Here is a 16,714-nt window from a genome sequence, read left to right as displayed (position 1 = left end):
TTTGAGATTTGCGAGATTTAGCCCAATTTATGTTGACAGGCATTGTTTCTTGGATTTCGCTATTATGCTTCGATAACCACGATCCTTACTCATCATTTGGTAATTGCTCCTCGAAAAAACCGCAGGATTTAAACGGGATAACACTATACAAGTTCCCAGAGGCAGATAACGGATGGCTGCCCACGAAATGAGGTAGGGAATGGAATGGCTGCGAGGATATTGGATATATCGGAACTTACATCAAAAGATATCAACATAGCAGGTGGAAAGGCAGCGAACTTAGGGGAATTAGTAAACGCTGGTTTCAATGTCCCCCCAGGATTTGTTCTAACGACGGAGGCTTTTGACTATTTTGTTGAAGTGAACAGTCTTATGACAATAATTGAATCTGCACTGTCACATCTAAATATCTCAGATGACAAGAATCTGCAAGATGTTTCACATAAAATTAGAAATGCATTCGATGAGGCGGCCATTCCGAGGGATCTTTCAGAGGAAATCTTGGCAGCATATAAGAGACTTATCAAAAAGGAGAGTTTCGAGTGTTCGGTTGCAGTGCGTTCGAGTGCAACTGCTGAGGATCTTCCGACGGCGAGTTTCGCAGGGCAGCAGGATACGTTCTTGAATGTAAGCGGATCTGAAGAGCTTCTTGATAAAGTCAAGAAATGCTGGTCATCGCTTTTTACCCCTAGGGCGATTGCGTATCGAGTGAGCAAAGGATTCGCTCATGACCAAGTTAAGCTCGCAGTCGTCGTCCAGAAAATGGTTAACTCGGAAGTCTCTGGGATAATGTTTACTGTGGATCCAAATTCTGAGCTTCCACATATTATCATAGAGGCTGGTTACGGCCTAGGAGAAGCGATGGTTGGAGGAAGGGTCACACCAGATACATATGTTGTCGATAAGTTTCACAGGAAGATCATAAATAAGCGCGTGGCAAAGCAGACGTGGAAGCTTGTAAAAGGTGATAATGGAGAAAGTAAGAAGCAAGATGTAAGTGAGGAAATGGCATCAATCCAGAAACTCTCAGATGAGCAGATTCTCACTCTTGCTGAGATTGGAAGACAGATCGAGCTGCATTATAATACACCGATGGATATCGAGTGGTGTATTGAAAGAGGCAGGATCTATATAGTGCAGGCAAGACCTGTTACTACGCTTGCCTCAGTAACAGGAAGCGTTGAGGAGGAAATTACCGGAGCTGGTTCGATGCAAGAACAAGTCGAAGTGGAAATATCGGGTCAAAAGGTTCTTGTGAGGGGATTGGCAGCAAGTCCCGGTGTAGCGCAGGGACCTGTAAGGATATATGAGGAGACGATGAGTCTTGACGTTGTGAAGGACGGTGACGTTCTTGTCACCGTTATGACAACTCCAGATATGGTTCCAGCAATGGCAAGGGCTTCTGCTATTGTGACTGATGAGGGTGGAATGACTTGCCATGCTGCGATTGTTGCCCGTGAACTGGGGATACCATGCGTCGTTGGTGCAAATAACGCGACAAAGGTGCTCAAAAATGGGATGATCGTTACTGTAGATGGAAAGATGGGCGTAGTTTATGAAGGAGCAGTATCATTGAGTGAAAAAAAGGAAGTTCAATTGACGTCCCAGATTGGAAGGCCTGTTCCCATAACTGGAACAAAGATCCTAGTGAATATAGGCGTACCTCAGAAAGCAGAAGAATACTCAAAATTACCAGTTCAGGGCGTGGGTCTAATGAGGATTGAATTCATATTCACCAGCTATATCAATGAACATCCTCTTGCGATGATGGAGCAGGGTCGGGCCAATGAATTCGTCGAAAAACTCGCCGAGGGCATATCGATTGTAGGGCGGGCATTTTATCCGAGACCCGTTCTTGTAAGAACATCCGATTTTAAGACAAACGAGTATCGCGAAATGAAAGGTGGGGAAAAATTCGAACCTCACGAATCGAATCCGATGATCGGATGGCGAGGTTGTTCTAGGTACGTTTCTGAGCAGTACCGAGAAGCATTCAAACTCGAATTGCTGGCTATTAAGAAAGTGAGAGAAGAAATGGGTCTGAAAAATATTTGGATAATGCTTCCCTTCGTCAGAACCGTTGAAGAGTTAAAGAAAATCAATAAAATGATGGAAGAGATAGGACTCGAACGTGGCAATGATCTCAAGCTTTACCTTATGGCAGAAGTTCCTTGCAACATCTTCATGGCGGATGAATTTGCAGATTACTGTGACGGCTTTTCAATCGGAAGCAATGATCTAACTCAGCTCATCATGGGTGCAGACAGGGACTCAGATATTCTCGGAAAAATGGGGTATTTTGATGAGAGGAATGAAGCGATCAAGAGGGCCATTGCTCATTTGATAGGGGCAGCGCACAAAAAAGGAAAGACCGTTTCGATTTGCGGACAAGCTCCTTCCGTGTACCCTGAGTTTACGGAATTTCTTGTTCGCCAGGGAATTGACAGCATAAGCCTCAATCCTGATACAGTTATTGATACAATCAGTTTGGTGGCCCAGGTTGAACAAAAGATCATATTGGAATCGATCAGGAAATGAAGAAATAGAAACCCATCAGAAACTGACTTCAATGGGGATTAACCTCCCTCCTGGAGTAATCGTGTCGTTACTTCGACGAGAGGATGGTGAGACCCTTCAATTATTTTCACATCATCCATTGTAAATAATCCTCTTCCAGTGGCTGTTTTCTCAAGGCCCAGCTCAACATCGATGCTCGGCTCAAGAACGAATGCTGTGAACTGCCTGACTCCCATGGCCTTTGCTGCCAAAACCCGATGATGTCCATCAATAAGCAGGTAGTGATCCTTCTTCTGCACAACGATAATTGGCTCAACGAGCCCTCTCTTGATTTCATATTGACGCCCTCGAAGTTCATCCGCATAAACCTCGTGCTGAGTAGGCCGCAAGGATTCAATGGGTATAACTCTCCTCTTCACGTTGATTCTAATTTTGTGCTTTGATTCGAGGAAAGCCTTGATCATCATCACCTTACTAGGCGTGGCGCGTTCGATATGAGATCTGACGATATCGATGTTTGAAATCATTCCTATTAGTTTGCCTTCTTTGTCCACTACTGGTAGATTTCTCAGACCATATCTGAAAAGAATTCTCGCAGCATCATCGATATCCATCTCTGGTGGTACGCTGATTGTTCCCTTTCTGATGATGTCTTTTATTCTCGCCGCCGGCTTGGATGCTGCTCTAAGCAATTCTTTAGCCGTGATGAAACCAACAAGCTTTCCATTTTCTGAGACTGGTAATCCATGAAATTCCGTCGAAATCAATCTCTTTGTTGCCTCTTCTACACTGATGTCTGGAGGTAAAGACACAACATTTCTTATCATGTAGTCTTCAACCTTGATTTTCTTATCCATTTTAATCAGCCCATGATTTGTGCATACATACCCGCGTCATGTGATTGTGCAGCCTCTTTTAGCGTTTCCAACGGGAAACTATAACGGGCACTTGCACATACGGTTGACCTAAGGGATAAATATATCATACTTATTGTGGGTTTTCTGCACGATGCCCCGGTAGTGTAGTGGCCTATCATCCGGGCCTGTCGTTTCCGCCGAGGAAACAGAAAGCCCGGGACTCGGGTTCAAATCCCGGCCGGGGCGCTGGGTATTTTCTTACGCTAGAATACTGAATGAAGTCTTATTCATATAGAAATATTAGATAAAGAATAAGATTTGGGCATTCTTTAAAGGTATACGTTATTTTTTTCCTTTACCTTTCCGTTTAAATGTATATATAAATGCGAATAGAATCAAAAAACTAGTTGCTGCTATCAGGACATGCCACACCTCTAATCTGTAAGATGCTATCTCCGTGCCAGGCTTCACAATTATTCTGGTTGATACAACATTATTGAACTCCGAGATCTCAGCGACTGCGTTTTCGCCGTCTACGGTGATCTTCAGGAAATGCGCCCCTTCAGTTGAAGTCCAGGTTACAACTATCGCTCTTGTATCGTTTGCCTGCATGTTGATTCTCAATTCTCTGAAGACATAATCGTCCACCATAAACGACAGCGAAATGTTATGCAGATCGTAAATACCAGCATTCCTTACATAAACTGTAATACTGATATCCTCTCCTCTCTCTGGGTAATTCGGAAAGATCTCGATCGCTGAAAAAATAATCAAATCTGGTATTTTTACTTGTACTAATTGCTCAAGAAATCGAGATTCATTGAAATTATCTGTAATCGTCAATCGGACTCTGTACTCTCCTTCCTTTGAATATGTGTGTATTGGAGTGGCATCAAGTGATGTTGATCCGTCGCCAAAATGCCATTTGTAAGAAGTGATCAAACCGTCCGGATCGTAACTCAAGTCGGTGAATGTGATTGTTGTTGGATGTTTCATATCGATTATTTGCCAACCAAAATCGCAGACGGGAGGAAGGTTGCGTACGATGATTTCAGAAAATGAGGAATTGGTCCTGCCAAGATCGTCTTTGACAAATAGCGTGATTTCATATCTTCCTGGAGAAAGATAAACATGTGTAGAATTTCTTTCAGAGCTATAAGTTCCATCGCCAAACGACCATTTCCACTCTATGATGTAACCATCTGGGTCTATTGAGAAATCGTAGAAGTGAATTGGCTGTAAGCTCTTCGCATCCAATGGGTCGATTTCGAATTGAGCAATTGGCGGCGAGTTCTTCACAGTTATAGTAAAATTGATTTTTGATTGAGCACCTGAATCGTCAACAACTGTGAGGTAAATCACGAATTCGCCTGGTCTATTGTATCGATGCGATGGATTCCTCAATGATGAGGATATGCCATCTCCAAATTCCCAATAATAACTAGTTATGTATCCATCTGGATCATATGATTTGTCAATAAAAAAAACATCAGCTCCGCCACAGGGTGACTCAGGAAACCAGGAAAAGAGCGCGGATGGTGGGAGGTTCTCGATTGATACGATTAATCCACTCGTGTTGCTTGCACCCATATCGTCCCAAACAGTGAGTGTTACGCAGAAAATCCCTTTTGCTGAGTATAGGTGAAGGGGGTTCTTGTCAATCGAGGTTGAACCGTCGCCAAAATCCCACGATCTTTTAATTACTGTTCCATCGATATCAAATGATTCATCTATGAATTGGATGGCATTGTTAATAGTTGCCTTGAACGAAGAGCAGTTAATTCTTGCCACAGGTTTCACATTGCCGACTGCTATTGCCCTCACCAAGAATGAAGATTCACCATCATTGTCCATTACAGATAGTGTCACATTGTACACGCCTCTTTTCTGATAAACATGAATCGGTGAAGGATTAGTAGAATTACCACCATCGCCAAAATCCCATGTGAATGCCTCAATATATCCATCTAGGTCATAGGAGCGTTGTGCAAAAACGACAGTCTCATTCATCCGAGGGGAATCGGGGCTATATGAGAAATCCGCTACGGGAGGAGTGTTTCTAATTTTGACTTTTTCGATTTCAAAGACTTCGATTGCCTCGTTATCTCGCACTCTTAATGTAACATTGTAAACTCCACTTCGCGAATAGATATGCATGGGATTTCTGTCGTATGAAAAGACCCCATCTCCGAAATCCCATGTCCAGTTCACAATGGTCCCATCATGGTCTGTCGATTCATCGAAAAATCTTACGATTTCAAAAGTGGTGGGTTCCGAGGGAGACCAAAAAAAGGATACTATTGGAGGAGCAGATGCATCTGTTAGCGGAGTGAGAAATGGATATTGGTCAGCACATAATCCGCCTGAGATATATTTGGGAGTATCACCTATGCCATCACTCCCATTTATGTTTTGTTGTGGCCCACTTTTGAGATCTAATTCCCTGTAGTCATCCCAATAGTTACCTCCTAGGGGATATTCTAGATTGTAGTGATTGTTACCATTATCCATTGCGCTTATTTCATTCATGCAAAAGTCATTTCTGAAAAAGAAGCAATCAGCGCTGTTTATAGATCTTATTCCAAAAAGATTGTGATGAAATGAACAATTGCTGATCTTGATACCAATCGAATTAATAATGAGCGCACCAAACCCATTATGCGAGAATGTGAAAGATTCAATTGAAAGATTGGTGCAATCAATAATAATGAATGCACCACTTTCTAGTTTATCTGGATTAAATTCTTTATTTTTCTCTTCGTAGAGGTAGGTCAAAGGTCCTGAAGTGATGAAATTTCCAGATAGATTATGAATAAAGTGATCTCTTGAAGATCCATAAATAATAAAATCGTATTTATTGTTGCTTACTTTGTTATCAATTAAACTAAGGTTCTTTGAATAGGATAGAACTATCCCAAAAGAGCTTCCAGAAATCACGCATCCAATTACAGCTATGCCTGAAGAATTCTTGATTTCGATCCCAGTGAGTTTCACTTCTGAGGTAATATTCAAAATGGCCGATCCCGTAGAATTACTCATGGAAATGCCATTCTCTGATCCCAGAATTATTGTATTTGCTACCACAGCATGAGATGTATTGTTGATGTTAACCGATCCATCGGGTGATTCCAGAATGCAATGATTAATTATAAGGGACCCCTCGATTTCAATACCACTTCTTCCCGAGCAGCTAGAAAACCCCCTAATTGTAGAATTTAAAAATGAAACGTCTGAATTCCCAGTTGTCGAAATGGAATAAAATGCAAATCCACCCGTGGTAAGCTTGGAATTCTCCACGACAAACATGCCGCATACAAGAATCGTGAATTCGTGAGTACGATTCCACGAAAACATAATGGTGGAATTCTCCACATAGAATTGTCCAGTTTCCTCAACTAACACATTGCAGGAAAGGGTGACGTTTTCGTTTAGGATGCTATAATTTTCTTTTATCTTCAATGTTGGAATGCACCAGCTGCTCATCTCGTCATTTGCTTTCCATTTATCAAACGTTGCGTTCGCTCTTATCTGAATCAGGACTGGGGAATACATATTGCAAGTCCATGAAAATGACAATATACTAGATGATTGTGGAGAGAGGTTGAGGAAATTTGCAGCGATCAATTCGCCATCAACGATGAGTTCAATCGGTAAATTAAATTCGGTGTTGGAACCGAGATTAGTCACTATTGCGGTGATATTGCACTTCTCACCCACATAGCACTCATCGCATTGAATCCCGGTAATTGCTATGTCGTGACTCCTCGACTCAACGAAATGAACTTCTGTTTCTGGATCACCTAGTAAATTAAGCGACATGTATGCCCATCTATATGGTCCAGTGCTCGCCACCGCCGCAAGAAGATCCTCTTTCGAATCCGCAAGAGCATGCCCAAGATTCCTTATGCGCTCATTGAAGATCGAGTCAAAGAACTCAATATCAAATTTCTGGGAAGGCCCTTCTGTACTCCCCTGAGTATACCACCCATAGCGTGAGTTCGCAATCGCTGCAAACGCTCCATGTGTACCCGCAACAAAGTGCTCTACAATCGAGTCTGTCTCGCCGCCTTTTTCTAGATCGAAGGCCCCGACGTCACATGCTTGGGTGTATAGCAAAAAGTAACGGTTATTAGTCAGGGCGCGAACATCGTTGATATCCAGATCTGCAAAGCTAGTGACGCTGCCGTGTCCTATATGGTTCAAAATGTGTATGCCTTGGTTAATCGCATTTGTCAAGGCATAAGTTGAGAACGACCTATCTCTTTCGTAAAGCCTCAAGATATCCAAATCGGGATCGCTAGCAGGGAAAGTACTTTCAGCAACTTCATCCTTATAATCCCCTCCCCAGGTTGGATAATTGTCAAGTTTGTTGCCTACAAGAACAATTCTGTTAAGCCAATCATCACACTGTGAGGTTTCATAGGCAATGGTTTTCGAAACAAAATTGTGTGCTTCATATACGGTGCTTACAGGAGCCCTCCCAACATACACTTCCGCGAGAAGATCCGCCTCTTCTCCGTTTGCCCCCCCACCATCTCCATCACCTTCGCCGTATACACCATCTCCATCGTTATCCCACTCCCCGTCTAATCCTGCATAATAGATGTCTGCCGGTATCTGCGCTTGGTACAACCCATTTTTCACGAAGACTTTCCTGCAAGGTAAGAGCTCATCGTCACCTCCAAGAAGCACGTATTTTGTGGCCCAGTTATAATGCGCAAATTTAATGAAGTTCCTTATTTTGGTCTGAGTGTCATTTCCATGTTCGCTATGTGATTCTGGATCTCCCCAGAAGACCCTACTTGATTTGATCCATTCGACAGTGACGATCCTTGTGGTCAGATTTCTTAATCGCGGATTTACGGATCCTCTTGATTCCTTCCATTCTTTTAATGTCAGGAAAGCACCTTTCATATTTTCGTCTGTAATGATTACATATTCCGACGTATCCAGATTTTTTGCGGGTAAATACGTGCTATAAGGGTCAAAGTATCTGTCCAACATGTCCGGATTCTCAATGCGTTGTCTCAGATCATCGGAGATCCAACCGAGAATGTTTTCGTTCCTATCATCCCTTTCAACATTGATTGACTCCAAAATGCATCTTATTTTCATCATTTTCGAAAAAATCACGGAGTTGTTTGTTAATTCAAATGATACTGGACAAACGCAAAAAGTTGCCACAGGCAAACCCTCAAGGCGATGAACTCCACCGAATTCAACTTGAACGCCTGGAAGTCTTGCAAGGACTGCAGGCAATGATTCTTTTAATTCATACTTATTGGTATCATTGATTGGATATATTTTTCCAAAATTTGTAGCCCATGAATTTTGCCTGATCCAAATAGGACTTACCGTTTCATACCGATAGTCGAGAAATATTGCATCCGGTGGAAGCAAAATGTTGATACTTTTGCATGGAAACATTATGCCATATTCGTTTACCTTCCAAAAAACATCATTCATATGTTCATTCACATCTAGAGTGGCTGTCCAAACTTCATACTGTCCCAAATCAATAGTGACCTCTAAATTTTTGGAAACAACGTCTGTAGATACGACGTGGTCATTCGTTCCAGGTGCATTTAATCCAGTAAATAGTATTAAGACCGCTAAGAGTGCACATAGAGGGTTCGCCAGACCCAACTTCATCCGTTGAATTCTCCTTTGGAAAAAGATAGCAATCAACAGATTAAATTGTTTGTGTTTTTGCGGTCAATCGAGAAAATTTATGCAAATTTTTGGCCGAGATTTCACAAGGTTCCTTGATATCATGCCAGTTTCAAGCCAACATGCATTGAAAACGCCTGATGGCACGAGGCATGTAGGAGTCAAACGCGCATTTGAAGCGAGATCGATAATCTTCGACCCCTTCAATATGCATATATCTTCCATAGTCACGGCAGTTAAAAGCCTTGCATAATCAACGACGTGAGCACACGAAGAATCTATTCTGATCGAAAGAACTCCATCGCCATTGTCCCTTACTTCTATGACTGTTCTGTGAGCACATAGATCCATGTCGACAAGGACTCTTGAAACCAGATGACTCACCTTAGCCTTATCGAAATACCGTCTACGATATTAGATGTTTTGTAGCGAAACGAAGCCAGAGATTTAATTTTCATATGTGAAATATAGAGATCCTAAAGCTCATTCCTTAAAGACTGTTCCCAATTCCATTTATTTGTCAAAGATGACGATCCCTAGTAACGAAAAGTTTATTGAACCCTGCTTATCAATCGGGAGCCTATGCGAGAACTATTGCACGCAAAGATACATCGTGCGACCGTCACTAATGTAGAACCAGAGTATACTGGAAGTATCGGCATTGATGAATTCCTTTTAGAAAAAGCCGATATATGGGAGGGAGAAAAAGTCCTCATTTCAGACATAAATAACGGCGCGCGGTTTGAAACTTATGTAGTTAGAGAGAGAGCAGGCTCTGGTATTATTGCTGTTAAGGGGGCAGCAGCACGACTTGTGAGTGTTGGTGATAAAATCATTATTATGGCATTTGAAGTCACTAATGCGCCTGTAGAACCAAAGGTTGTTATTGTAGACGATGAAAATCGTTTTATCAGATACTCATAGTAGAATCTTTTATGCATTAATCTAAGCTTTATTTGTTTCGAGAACATTTGTCCATGTAGAAGTCACATCGTTGAATCCTCGCGCAAACTAGCCGACGTTGGGAATCAAGAAACTTAAATGATATAGGAAGCTATCTACCTGATCGGAGGGAGATCATCGCTTTGAATGTTTATACTGATGGTGGCTCACGGGGTAACCCAGGACCTGCTGCTTACGCCGTTATCATCGAAGGTGAGCGCGGTGAGATCTTAAGGGAATTCTCCCAGTATGTTGGCAGAGCAACGAACAACGAAGCTGAATATAGAGGAGTTATCGCTGGTCTAAGAGAGGCCACGAAGTTCGGTGCTAAGAAGATAAGGTTATTCGTTGATAGTGAGCTCATCGCAAAACAATTGCTGAGAGAGTACGCCATTCGAGCATCTAACTTGATTCCATTGGCTGGAGAAGCATTTGAGCTCATGAGGAATTTCGATGAGGTGTTGATAGCAGCAGTCAGGAGAGAAGATCCGATGATCTCTCGTGCCGATAGGCTTGTTAATATGGCGCTCGATGCGCGTGAACGAAATTCTACCACAAAGAACCATTAAAATTTGAAGATCTCAAGAATTTCATTTAGTGAGACTACGCCGATTTCTCAATATATTAAATGGTTTGTACCAAAACGGTGGCCTATTGTGAAATTGATGGCTGCCGATCGCGAAACACGAGCCTGAGGATGAAGAAATCTCCTCCTGAGAGTTCCATGCCTCTCAAAATATATCATCAGACGCTCTCGGGTCTTTCACTCCTTATTTCTGTTGCAATTTCTTCAATTCTAATTTGGCGCTGCACGCCTGTGTCCATGTTCCTCAAAATAATTGAATTTTCCTGCAGCTCTTTGGGACCCAGGAGAATCGAATAGCGAGCGCCTGTAGACGATGCGTACTTTAGATTTTTTTGCAATGATCTTCTCATTAAATCGATATCTGCAGAAATCCCCTCTTTTCGCAATTTAGTGACAATTTCAAAACCTTTCAGCCTCAAGTCTTCATGAAGTGGAATCACAAAAACATCAATTCGCTTCCTTGATATTTTTGCGCCTTGCTTTTCCAGGGCAAGCAATGTCCGATCAAATCCTATGGCGAAACCAGTCGAAAAAACTTTCTCGCCTCCGAAAAGTTCGGCAAGAGAATACGATCCCCCGCCGCAAACTTGCTTTTCTGTGCCAAGAGATGGTACTTCTATCTCAAACACCATACCAGTGTAGTAATCGAGTCCGCGAACAACACCAAGATCTATTGTGATATTCGTGACGCCCATGATTTCGAGTATGTCCACCAGGTCTTGCAGATATTCAATCGCCTCTCCCCGCAAATGCCTGGTTTGCTTGAGTATGTCTGGAGATCCTGAGATCGATGTTATCTCGATAATTTCACGAATGGAGTCTTCATTGATTTTCTTTTGTTGCATGAGTTGGCGTGCTTCATCGTATGATTTCTTGTCAAGCTTCTGCAGGATCAGGGCAGCATCATCACCATCAATGCCATTTCTTTTCAAAAGATCCCTTAAAATGCCTATATGCCCGATCCTTATTCTATAACCTTCAAGTCCTATTCTTGAAATGATTGAATGCGCAAGGGCAATAACCTCCGCGTCGGATTCAGGATTCTTGACACCTATTAACTCGGCGCCAAATTGGTAAAACTCGCGGAATCTACCGCTCTGCGGTCTTTCATACCTGAAACACGGGCCGATGTAGAATAATTTTAATGGACGGGGCAGATCTGAAAGTTCGTTGATAAAGAAGCGTATAACAGGCGCGGTGAGTTCTGGTCTCAGGGTGAGCTGGCGGCCGCTCTTATCTTCGAACACATACATTTCCTCAAGAATACCCGGTCCAGATTTTATCGTGAAAAGCTCAGCGTGCTCAAAGATCGGCGTTGCAATTTCTCTAAAACCAAAGATTTCAGCTTCTCTCCTCATTATACCTTCGTAGTGGCGCCTTCTTTCCATTTCATCAGGTCCGAAATCCCTCGTACCTCTGGGTCGCTGAATCATCTCGTCCCCATTGAAAAGGCATATAATAATGATTTCTCACGCATCCACATGCATGCTATACGATTCTGATCGCCTGATCAAGATCTCTCACAATATCTTCGCTGTCTTCGATCCCGATGGAGAGGCGAATAAGAGTGTCTTTTATACCAAGTTGTTCCCTCTCCTGTTGAGAGAGTGAGGCATGGGATGTATTGAACGGCATGCTCGCTAGCGATTCTACCCCGCCAAGGCTCGTTGCTAATTTTATCAAGCGTAGGGTTTTCAGCATTCTCTCGGCTTCCCTTCTTCCTCCTGCGATTTCGAAGCTTACCATGCCGCCAAACCCTCTTAACAGAGATTTTGCCAAATTATGCTGGGGATGGCTAGCGAGTCCAGGATAATAAACACGCTCTACTGATTTATTTGATTCAAGGTATTCAGCTATTATTTTCCCGTTTTCGTTGTGTTTCTGCATTCTTACGGCAAGCGTCTTTAATCCCCTCAAAAGAAGGAACGCTCCAAATGGATCCAGTACGCCACCAAAAACAATTCGCCTCTTTGCTATCTCCTCCATATGCTTACTTTTCCCAACGACGGCTCCAGCAATCAGATCCGAATGGCCGTTGAGGTATTTTGTGCAACTATGGATTACGATATCTACACCCATGTCGATCGGATTCTGATTCACTGGGGTGGCAAATGTATTGTCAATGATCACGATTGTTCCCAACTCATGGGCTTTCCTCGTGACTTTGGGAATATCAACGATTTTCAGCATCGGATTTGTCGGAGACTCGAGATAGAGCACCTTTGGTGAATATTTTTCAACCGTTTCAAGAATCTCTTCCGTATTGGCTGAATCAACGAAGACAACGCGAATTCCCATGCGTGGAAGTTCACGCTTCATTAATGAATGGGTGCCACCATATACATCCCTTATAGATACGACGACATCATTCTTTTCCAAAAAGGTAATGAGAGTCGTAGCTATTGATGCCATTCCTGACGAAAATACCAATCCTCTTTCCGCACCCTCGAGAACCGCAATTTTATCTTCAGCCATTCTGAGAGTGGGGTTGCCATGTCTCGTGTAAATGTACGAGCCCTCAGGAACGATTCCTTCCCAAGTTTGCTCATCGTCAGTTGGGAAGTAGAATGTCGAAGTTTGAAATATCGGTGGTGTTACAGCCCCAAATGTTCTTTCCTTTTTCTCACCTGCGTGGACAGCTAATGTCGATAAATTTCTCTTACTTTTTTCCATATTGGATAACCTCTTCGAATTGTAGGCAAATCTGAGATATGAGCGCTAGAGATTTAATTTCTATTCTCAATGGATGCCAGAAATTCTCGGCATCTAGCGCTCCTTATTGGTTTTTTTGTCTCCAGTTCTCGCGATGACTATTGTAAGTATATCTTCGTCCACGAGTCGATGTTCAAGTCCTACCATCTGACCCGGGAATTTGGCGCTTTTTCCCCATACATTTGCGTATCTAAAATTTGTGCGAAAGGTTCGATGAATGTGATCGCACACGTCGCCTACTGTACTACCCTTTCTGATTACAAGCGGCTCGGAAAAATCAGGCTCACCACCCTGGGGTTTCAGATAAATCCTAATAAGGTCGAGGCTCTCGTAGATTTTGTCCTTCAAAGCGTCCAAGCCGATACCCTTCTCTGCTGAAATAAAAATGGGAGATAGGTGGGCCATTTCTTTTCTAATATTCTCAATTTCTTCCTCACTCGCAAGATCGACTTTGTTAACGGCTAGGATTGCCTTTAAATACACCCTGTTTCCGGCTAGCACATCGATGAGCTGATCAGGAGTGATGTCCTCCCTTATGATCACCTCAGCGTTCACATATCCGTATTCAGATACGATGATTCTTGCAGTTTCCTCATCAATTCTTGACAGTTTGATTGTAGATTTAACTGTCACTCCACCTCTTTCAAGCTTGGAAATTACAACATCTGGTGGAGCTTGATTTATCCTTATGCCTGCATTTTCAAGTTCTCGAATGAGGACATCGGCGCGAGATTCATAAACATCAACAAGAAAAAGTATGAGATCTGCTGCTCTTACAACTGATAACACTTCCCTTCCCCTGCCTCTTCCCTTTGAAGCATCCTTGATTAAACCAGGCAAATCCAAGATTTGGATCTTAGCTCCCCTATAATAAAGCATACCTGGAACCACGTCTAATGTAGTGAATTGGTAATCGCCTACCTCGCTTCGCGCGTTGGTGAGTTTGTTCAAAAGAGTTGATTTTCCGACACTCGGAAAACCAATAATCGCTACTGTTGCGTTCCCCGATTTTCTCACAGCATATCCTTGACCTGCTAACGATTTTGCCCTTCGTTTCTCCAGTTCACCCCTTAGCTTAGCCAATTTTGCTTTCAATCTTCCGATATGTTGCTGCGTTGCTTTGTTATAGTCGGTAGATGCGATTTCTTCTTCGATTGCCTTGATTTGCTCTTCAATCGTGCTAGCCATGAATCACCTCTTTAGCGGTAAATGCGAGTTCCAATTTTGTTATCTAATGCTCTTTCCAGCAAATATGGTGAGGTTATTATAACACGCCTTCCTCCACCCTTAAGGAAGTCTATAGCGGCCTCGATTTTCGGTCCCATGGTTCCGGACGGAAACTGTCCCTCTTTTAAATAGGCTTCCATCTCTCGAAGGGAGATCTCCCCAATTGCTTGGGAATGGGGTTTTCCAAAATCCAGATATACATGGTCAACATCGGTGACAAATATTAGCAATTCTTCTCCCAACTCCCGTGCAAGGACAGAAGCTGCATAGTCTTTGTCAACAACAGCCTCGACGCCAACAAGACCGTGACCTTTCTGCATGACAGGTATTCCTCCTCCCCCAGCAGCGATCACGATATTTCTCTTGGTGCCGTCTCCGAGGATCGTTCTTTTGATCGCATCAGACTCGATTATACTAATGGGGTATGGCGAGGGAACAACACGCCTGTATCCACCCCTTTTGATATCTTCTACAAACATCCATCCCTTTATTCTCCTAAGCTCTTCGGCCTCCTCTTCTGAGTAAAATGGTCCTATAGGTTTTGTAGGAGTCAGGAATGCATCATCGTTGGAATCCACGAGCACTCTGGTCAAAATTGTTACAACGGTCTTATCTATACTCTCTTTCTTAAGTGCCTCAGTAAGGGCTTGCTGAATCAAGTATCCTAAAAGACCTTGAGATTCGGCTACGCATACATCAATAGGCATGGGAGGGACATCGTCCCTCATCAGTTCATTCTGCAAAAGAATATTTCCGATTTGTGGCCCGTTTCCATGTGTGATTGTCAAATTATATCCTTTCTTTATGATTCTAGCAAGGCTGGAACATGTTATTCTTAAATTATTCATTTGATTTTCTACAGAAGCTTCCTCTCCAGCTCTCAGAATGGCATTGCCTCCTATAGCAACGACTGCTGTTTCCATGTACAACCCCTTTATTATGCGGGCATTCCCATAACTGATTTTTTATTTATTAGTTATCGAAGTCCTCTAAGCTTTGGGTCTTTCTCTTTTTTGAATAGCGTGGGATTGGTAATTGTTTCATATAGTAAATGCCATGAGAAATCTGCACGATAGTATCCCATTACTAAGTCATTTGGTATTTGGAAAGACGCAACTACCCTCTAATAGGCAGGGAAACCTAAAATAGCCTCGTTTTATATCATGACTCAATGAGTTCAACCGATGAATTAATAAAAAGGATTCAGAACTTCAAGAAGAAAAGATTCTCTCTTCCATTGGTCTTGATTATCACCATAGTGCTTTCAACAGCGCTACTCATCTATATGTGGTACTATCTATGTTTCGTATCTGTCATTATTGCACTTGCAATTTATGCTGTGCCCAAGTATTTTGGGCTGACAAATTTAAGGAAACTTGCACTTTTTGGTATAATCGTTTTCCTAATAATGGGTATAGTATTCGGTGTAAAAACCTACTATGATTTTATTGGCTACGGCGGAGATGTGGTAGGCTCCGAGGATGGACTTCTAGTCAACGGGACGGTGTCTCCTTTCCGCGGAAATGCCACAACGATTTACCACTTTTCTATAACGGTGGTTAATGGGACGAATGACAGCACAGTGCAATTGAATGTGACCGATCTTTGGACTTCTGGAACTCCTTTGTCAGTCTACATGTCACCCTATGCGGAAACGGACGAAGGCTACGTTTTTGTCAGCGATCTTACCCTGTGGGAGGGGGTTTTCGAATATCAGTTCTCCTGCGGGGATACACGTACGTACTGGGGCTTTGGCCCATTGAGCATTCCTGATGATGTATTATTCCAGCAGCTACTTATCTCACGCCTTTTGGTTGTATTTTTGCAGATTGGATTGTTGTTCTACCTTGTCATCCTCTTGGTCTGGTGGATGGACATTTCAAAGGCCCGCAGGGATCAGTTGAAGAAGGAGAAAGACGGAGCCAGCAAATCATCTGAGGAACATAAGGAGGAACAGGTGACGGAGAAAGGCAAGGTTGCTGAAAAATTTGTTTGTTCCGAATGCGGTGCAGAAGTTCCTCCTGATGCAAAAAAGTGTCCTCAATGCGGTGAGCCTTTTGAAGAAGAAGAGAAAAGGATTTGCTCAGAATGCGGTGCAGAAATAAAGAGCTCAGATACAAAATGCTGGAACTGTGGCAAGGTATTCGATGCAAAATAGCATTTTCATTAAGGCTTTGGCAACTTTTATCTATTTCCTTTTGGT

11 protein-coding genes and 1 tRNA gene are annotated in these 16,714 nt (G+C 42.7%); 5 read left to right on the top strand and 7 right to left on the bottom strand.

Going from position 1 to position 16,714, the window contains the following annotated elements; all coding sequences use genetic code 11:
- Positions 1 to 204 precede the first annotated feature (204 nt).
- Positions 205 to 2,538 carry a phosphoenolpyruvate synthase gene (ppsA, locus tag QW087_00795; GenBank protein ID MEM2943266.1) on the top strand — a complete coding sequence of 778 codons (2,334 nt, stop codon included), beginning with the start codon at positions 205 to 207 and terminating at the stop codon, positions 2,536 to 2,538.
- A 38-nt stretch (positions 2,539 to 2,576) separates the two neighbouring features.
- Here ppsA and QW087_00790 read toward each other — a convergent pair whose 3' ends face one another.
- Positions 2,577 to 3,374, bottom strand: coding sequence for a CBS domain-containing protein (locus QW087_00790; GenBank protein MEM2943265.1), 798 nt, complete (start codon positions 3,372 to 3,374; stop codon positions 2,577 to 2,579).
- A gap of 153 nt (positions 3,375 to 3,527) precedes the next feature.
- Between QW087_00790 and QW087_00785 the strand changes: the two genes are divergently transcribed.
- A tRNA-Asp gene (locus QW087_00785) sits at positions 3,528 to 3,620 on the top strand.
- A gap of 96 nt (positions 3,621 to 3,716) precedes the next feature.
- Here QW087_00785 and QW087_00780 read toward each other — a convergent pair.
- Together QW087_00780 and QW087_00775 are read right to left on the bottom strand one after the other, a co-directional pair.
- The gene (locus tag QW087_00780; GenBank protein MEM2943264.1) at positions 3,717 to 9,026 is read right to left on the bottom strand and encodes a PKD domain-containing protein; all 5,310 of its coding nucleotides are present in this window, start codon (positions 9,024 to 9,026) and stop codon (positions 3,717 to 3,719) included.
- Positions 9,027 to 9,089: 63 nt separating this feature from the next.
- Positions 9,090 to 9,428: a hypothetical protein gene (locus QW087_00775; GenBank protein MEM2943263.1), complete on the bottom strand. Its 339-nt coding sequence runs from the start codon at positions 9,426 to 9,428 to the stop codon at positions 9,090 to 9,092.
- 198 nt (positions 9,429 to 9,626) lie between these two features.
- Here QW087_00775 and QW087_00770 point away from each other — a divergent pair, with 198 nt between their 5' ends.
- Entirely contained in the window at positions 9,627 to 9,968 is a 342-nt protein-coding gene (locus QW087_00770; GenBank protein MEM2943262.1) for an aspartate 1-decarboxylase, read from the top strand.
- Between the two features lie 161 nt (positions 9,969 to 10,129).
- Entirely contained in the window at positions 10,130 to 10,555 is a 426-nt protein-coding gene (locus QW087_00765; GenBank protein MEM2943261.1) for a ribonuclease HI family protein, read from the top strand.
- A gap of 175 nt (positions 10,556 to 10,730) precedes the next feature.
- Here the strand turns inward: QW087_00765 and hisS are convergent, their stop codons facing one another.
- From hisS to arcC, 4 genes are all read right to left on the bottom strand, one after another.
- Complete coding sequence (gene hisS / locus QW087_00760; protein ID MEM2943260.1) at positions 10,731 to 12,005, bottom strand: histidine--tRNA ligase; 1,275 nt, start codon at positions 12,003 to 12,005, stop codon at positions 10,731 to 10,733.
- Positions 12,006 to 12,060: 55 nt separating this feature from the next.
- Positions 12,061 to 13,245 (bottom strand): PLP-dependent aspartate aminotransferase family protein, encoded by a 1,185-nt coding sequence (locus QW087_00755; GenBank protein MEM2943259.1) that lies wholly within the window; start codon positions 13,243 to 13,245, stop codon positions 12,061 to 12,063.
- A gap of 93 nt (positions 13,246 to 13,338) precedes the next feature.
- On the bottom strand, positions 13,339 to 14,472 hold the full coding sequence (locus QW087_00750) for a GTP-binding protein (protein ID MEM2943258.1): 1,134 nt from the start codon (positions 14,470 to 14,472) through the stop codon (positions 13,339 to 13,341).
- Between the two features lie 11 nt (positions 14,473 to 14,483).
- Complete coding sequence (gene arcC, locus QW087_00745; protein ID MEM2943257.1) at positions 14,484 to 15,434, bottom strand: carbamate kinase; 951 nt, start codon at positions 15,432 to 15,434, stop codon at positions 14,484 to 14,486.
- Positions 15,435 to 15,682: 248 nt separating this feature from the next.
- Here arcC and QW087_00740 point away from each other — a divergent pair, with 248 nt between their 5' ends.
- Positions 15,683 to 16,669, top strand: coding sequence for a zinc ribbon domain-containing protein (locus QW087_00740; protein MEM2943256.1), 987 nt, complete (start codon positions 15,683 to 15,685; stop codon positions 16,667 to 16,669).
- Positions 16,670 to 16,714 lie beyond the last annotated feature (45 nt).

Source organism: Methanomassiliicoccales archaeon, assembly GCA_038850735.1.
In the GTDB taxonomy this organism is placed as follows: domain Archaea; phylum Thermoplasmatota; class Thermoplasmata; order Methanomassiliicoccales; family JACIVX01; genus JACIVX01.
This window is presented reverse-complemented; position numbering and strand designations above follow the sequence as displayed.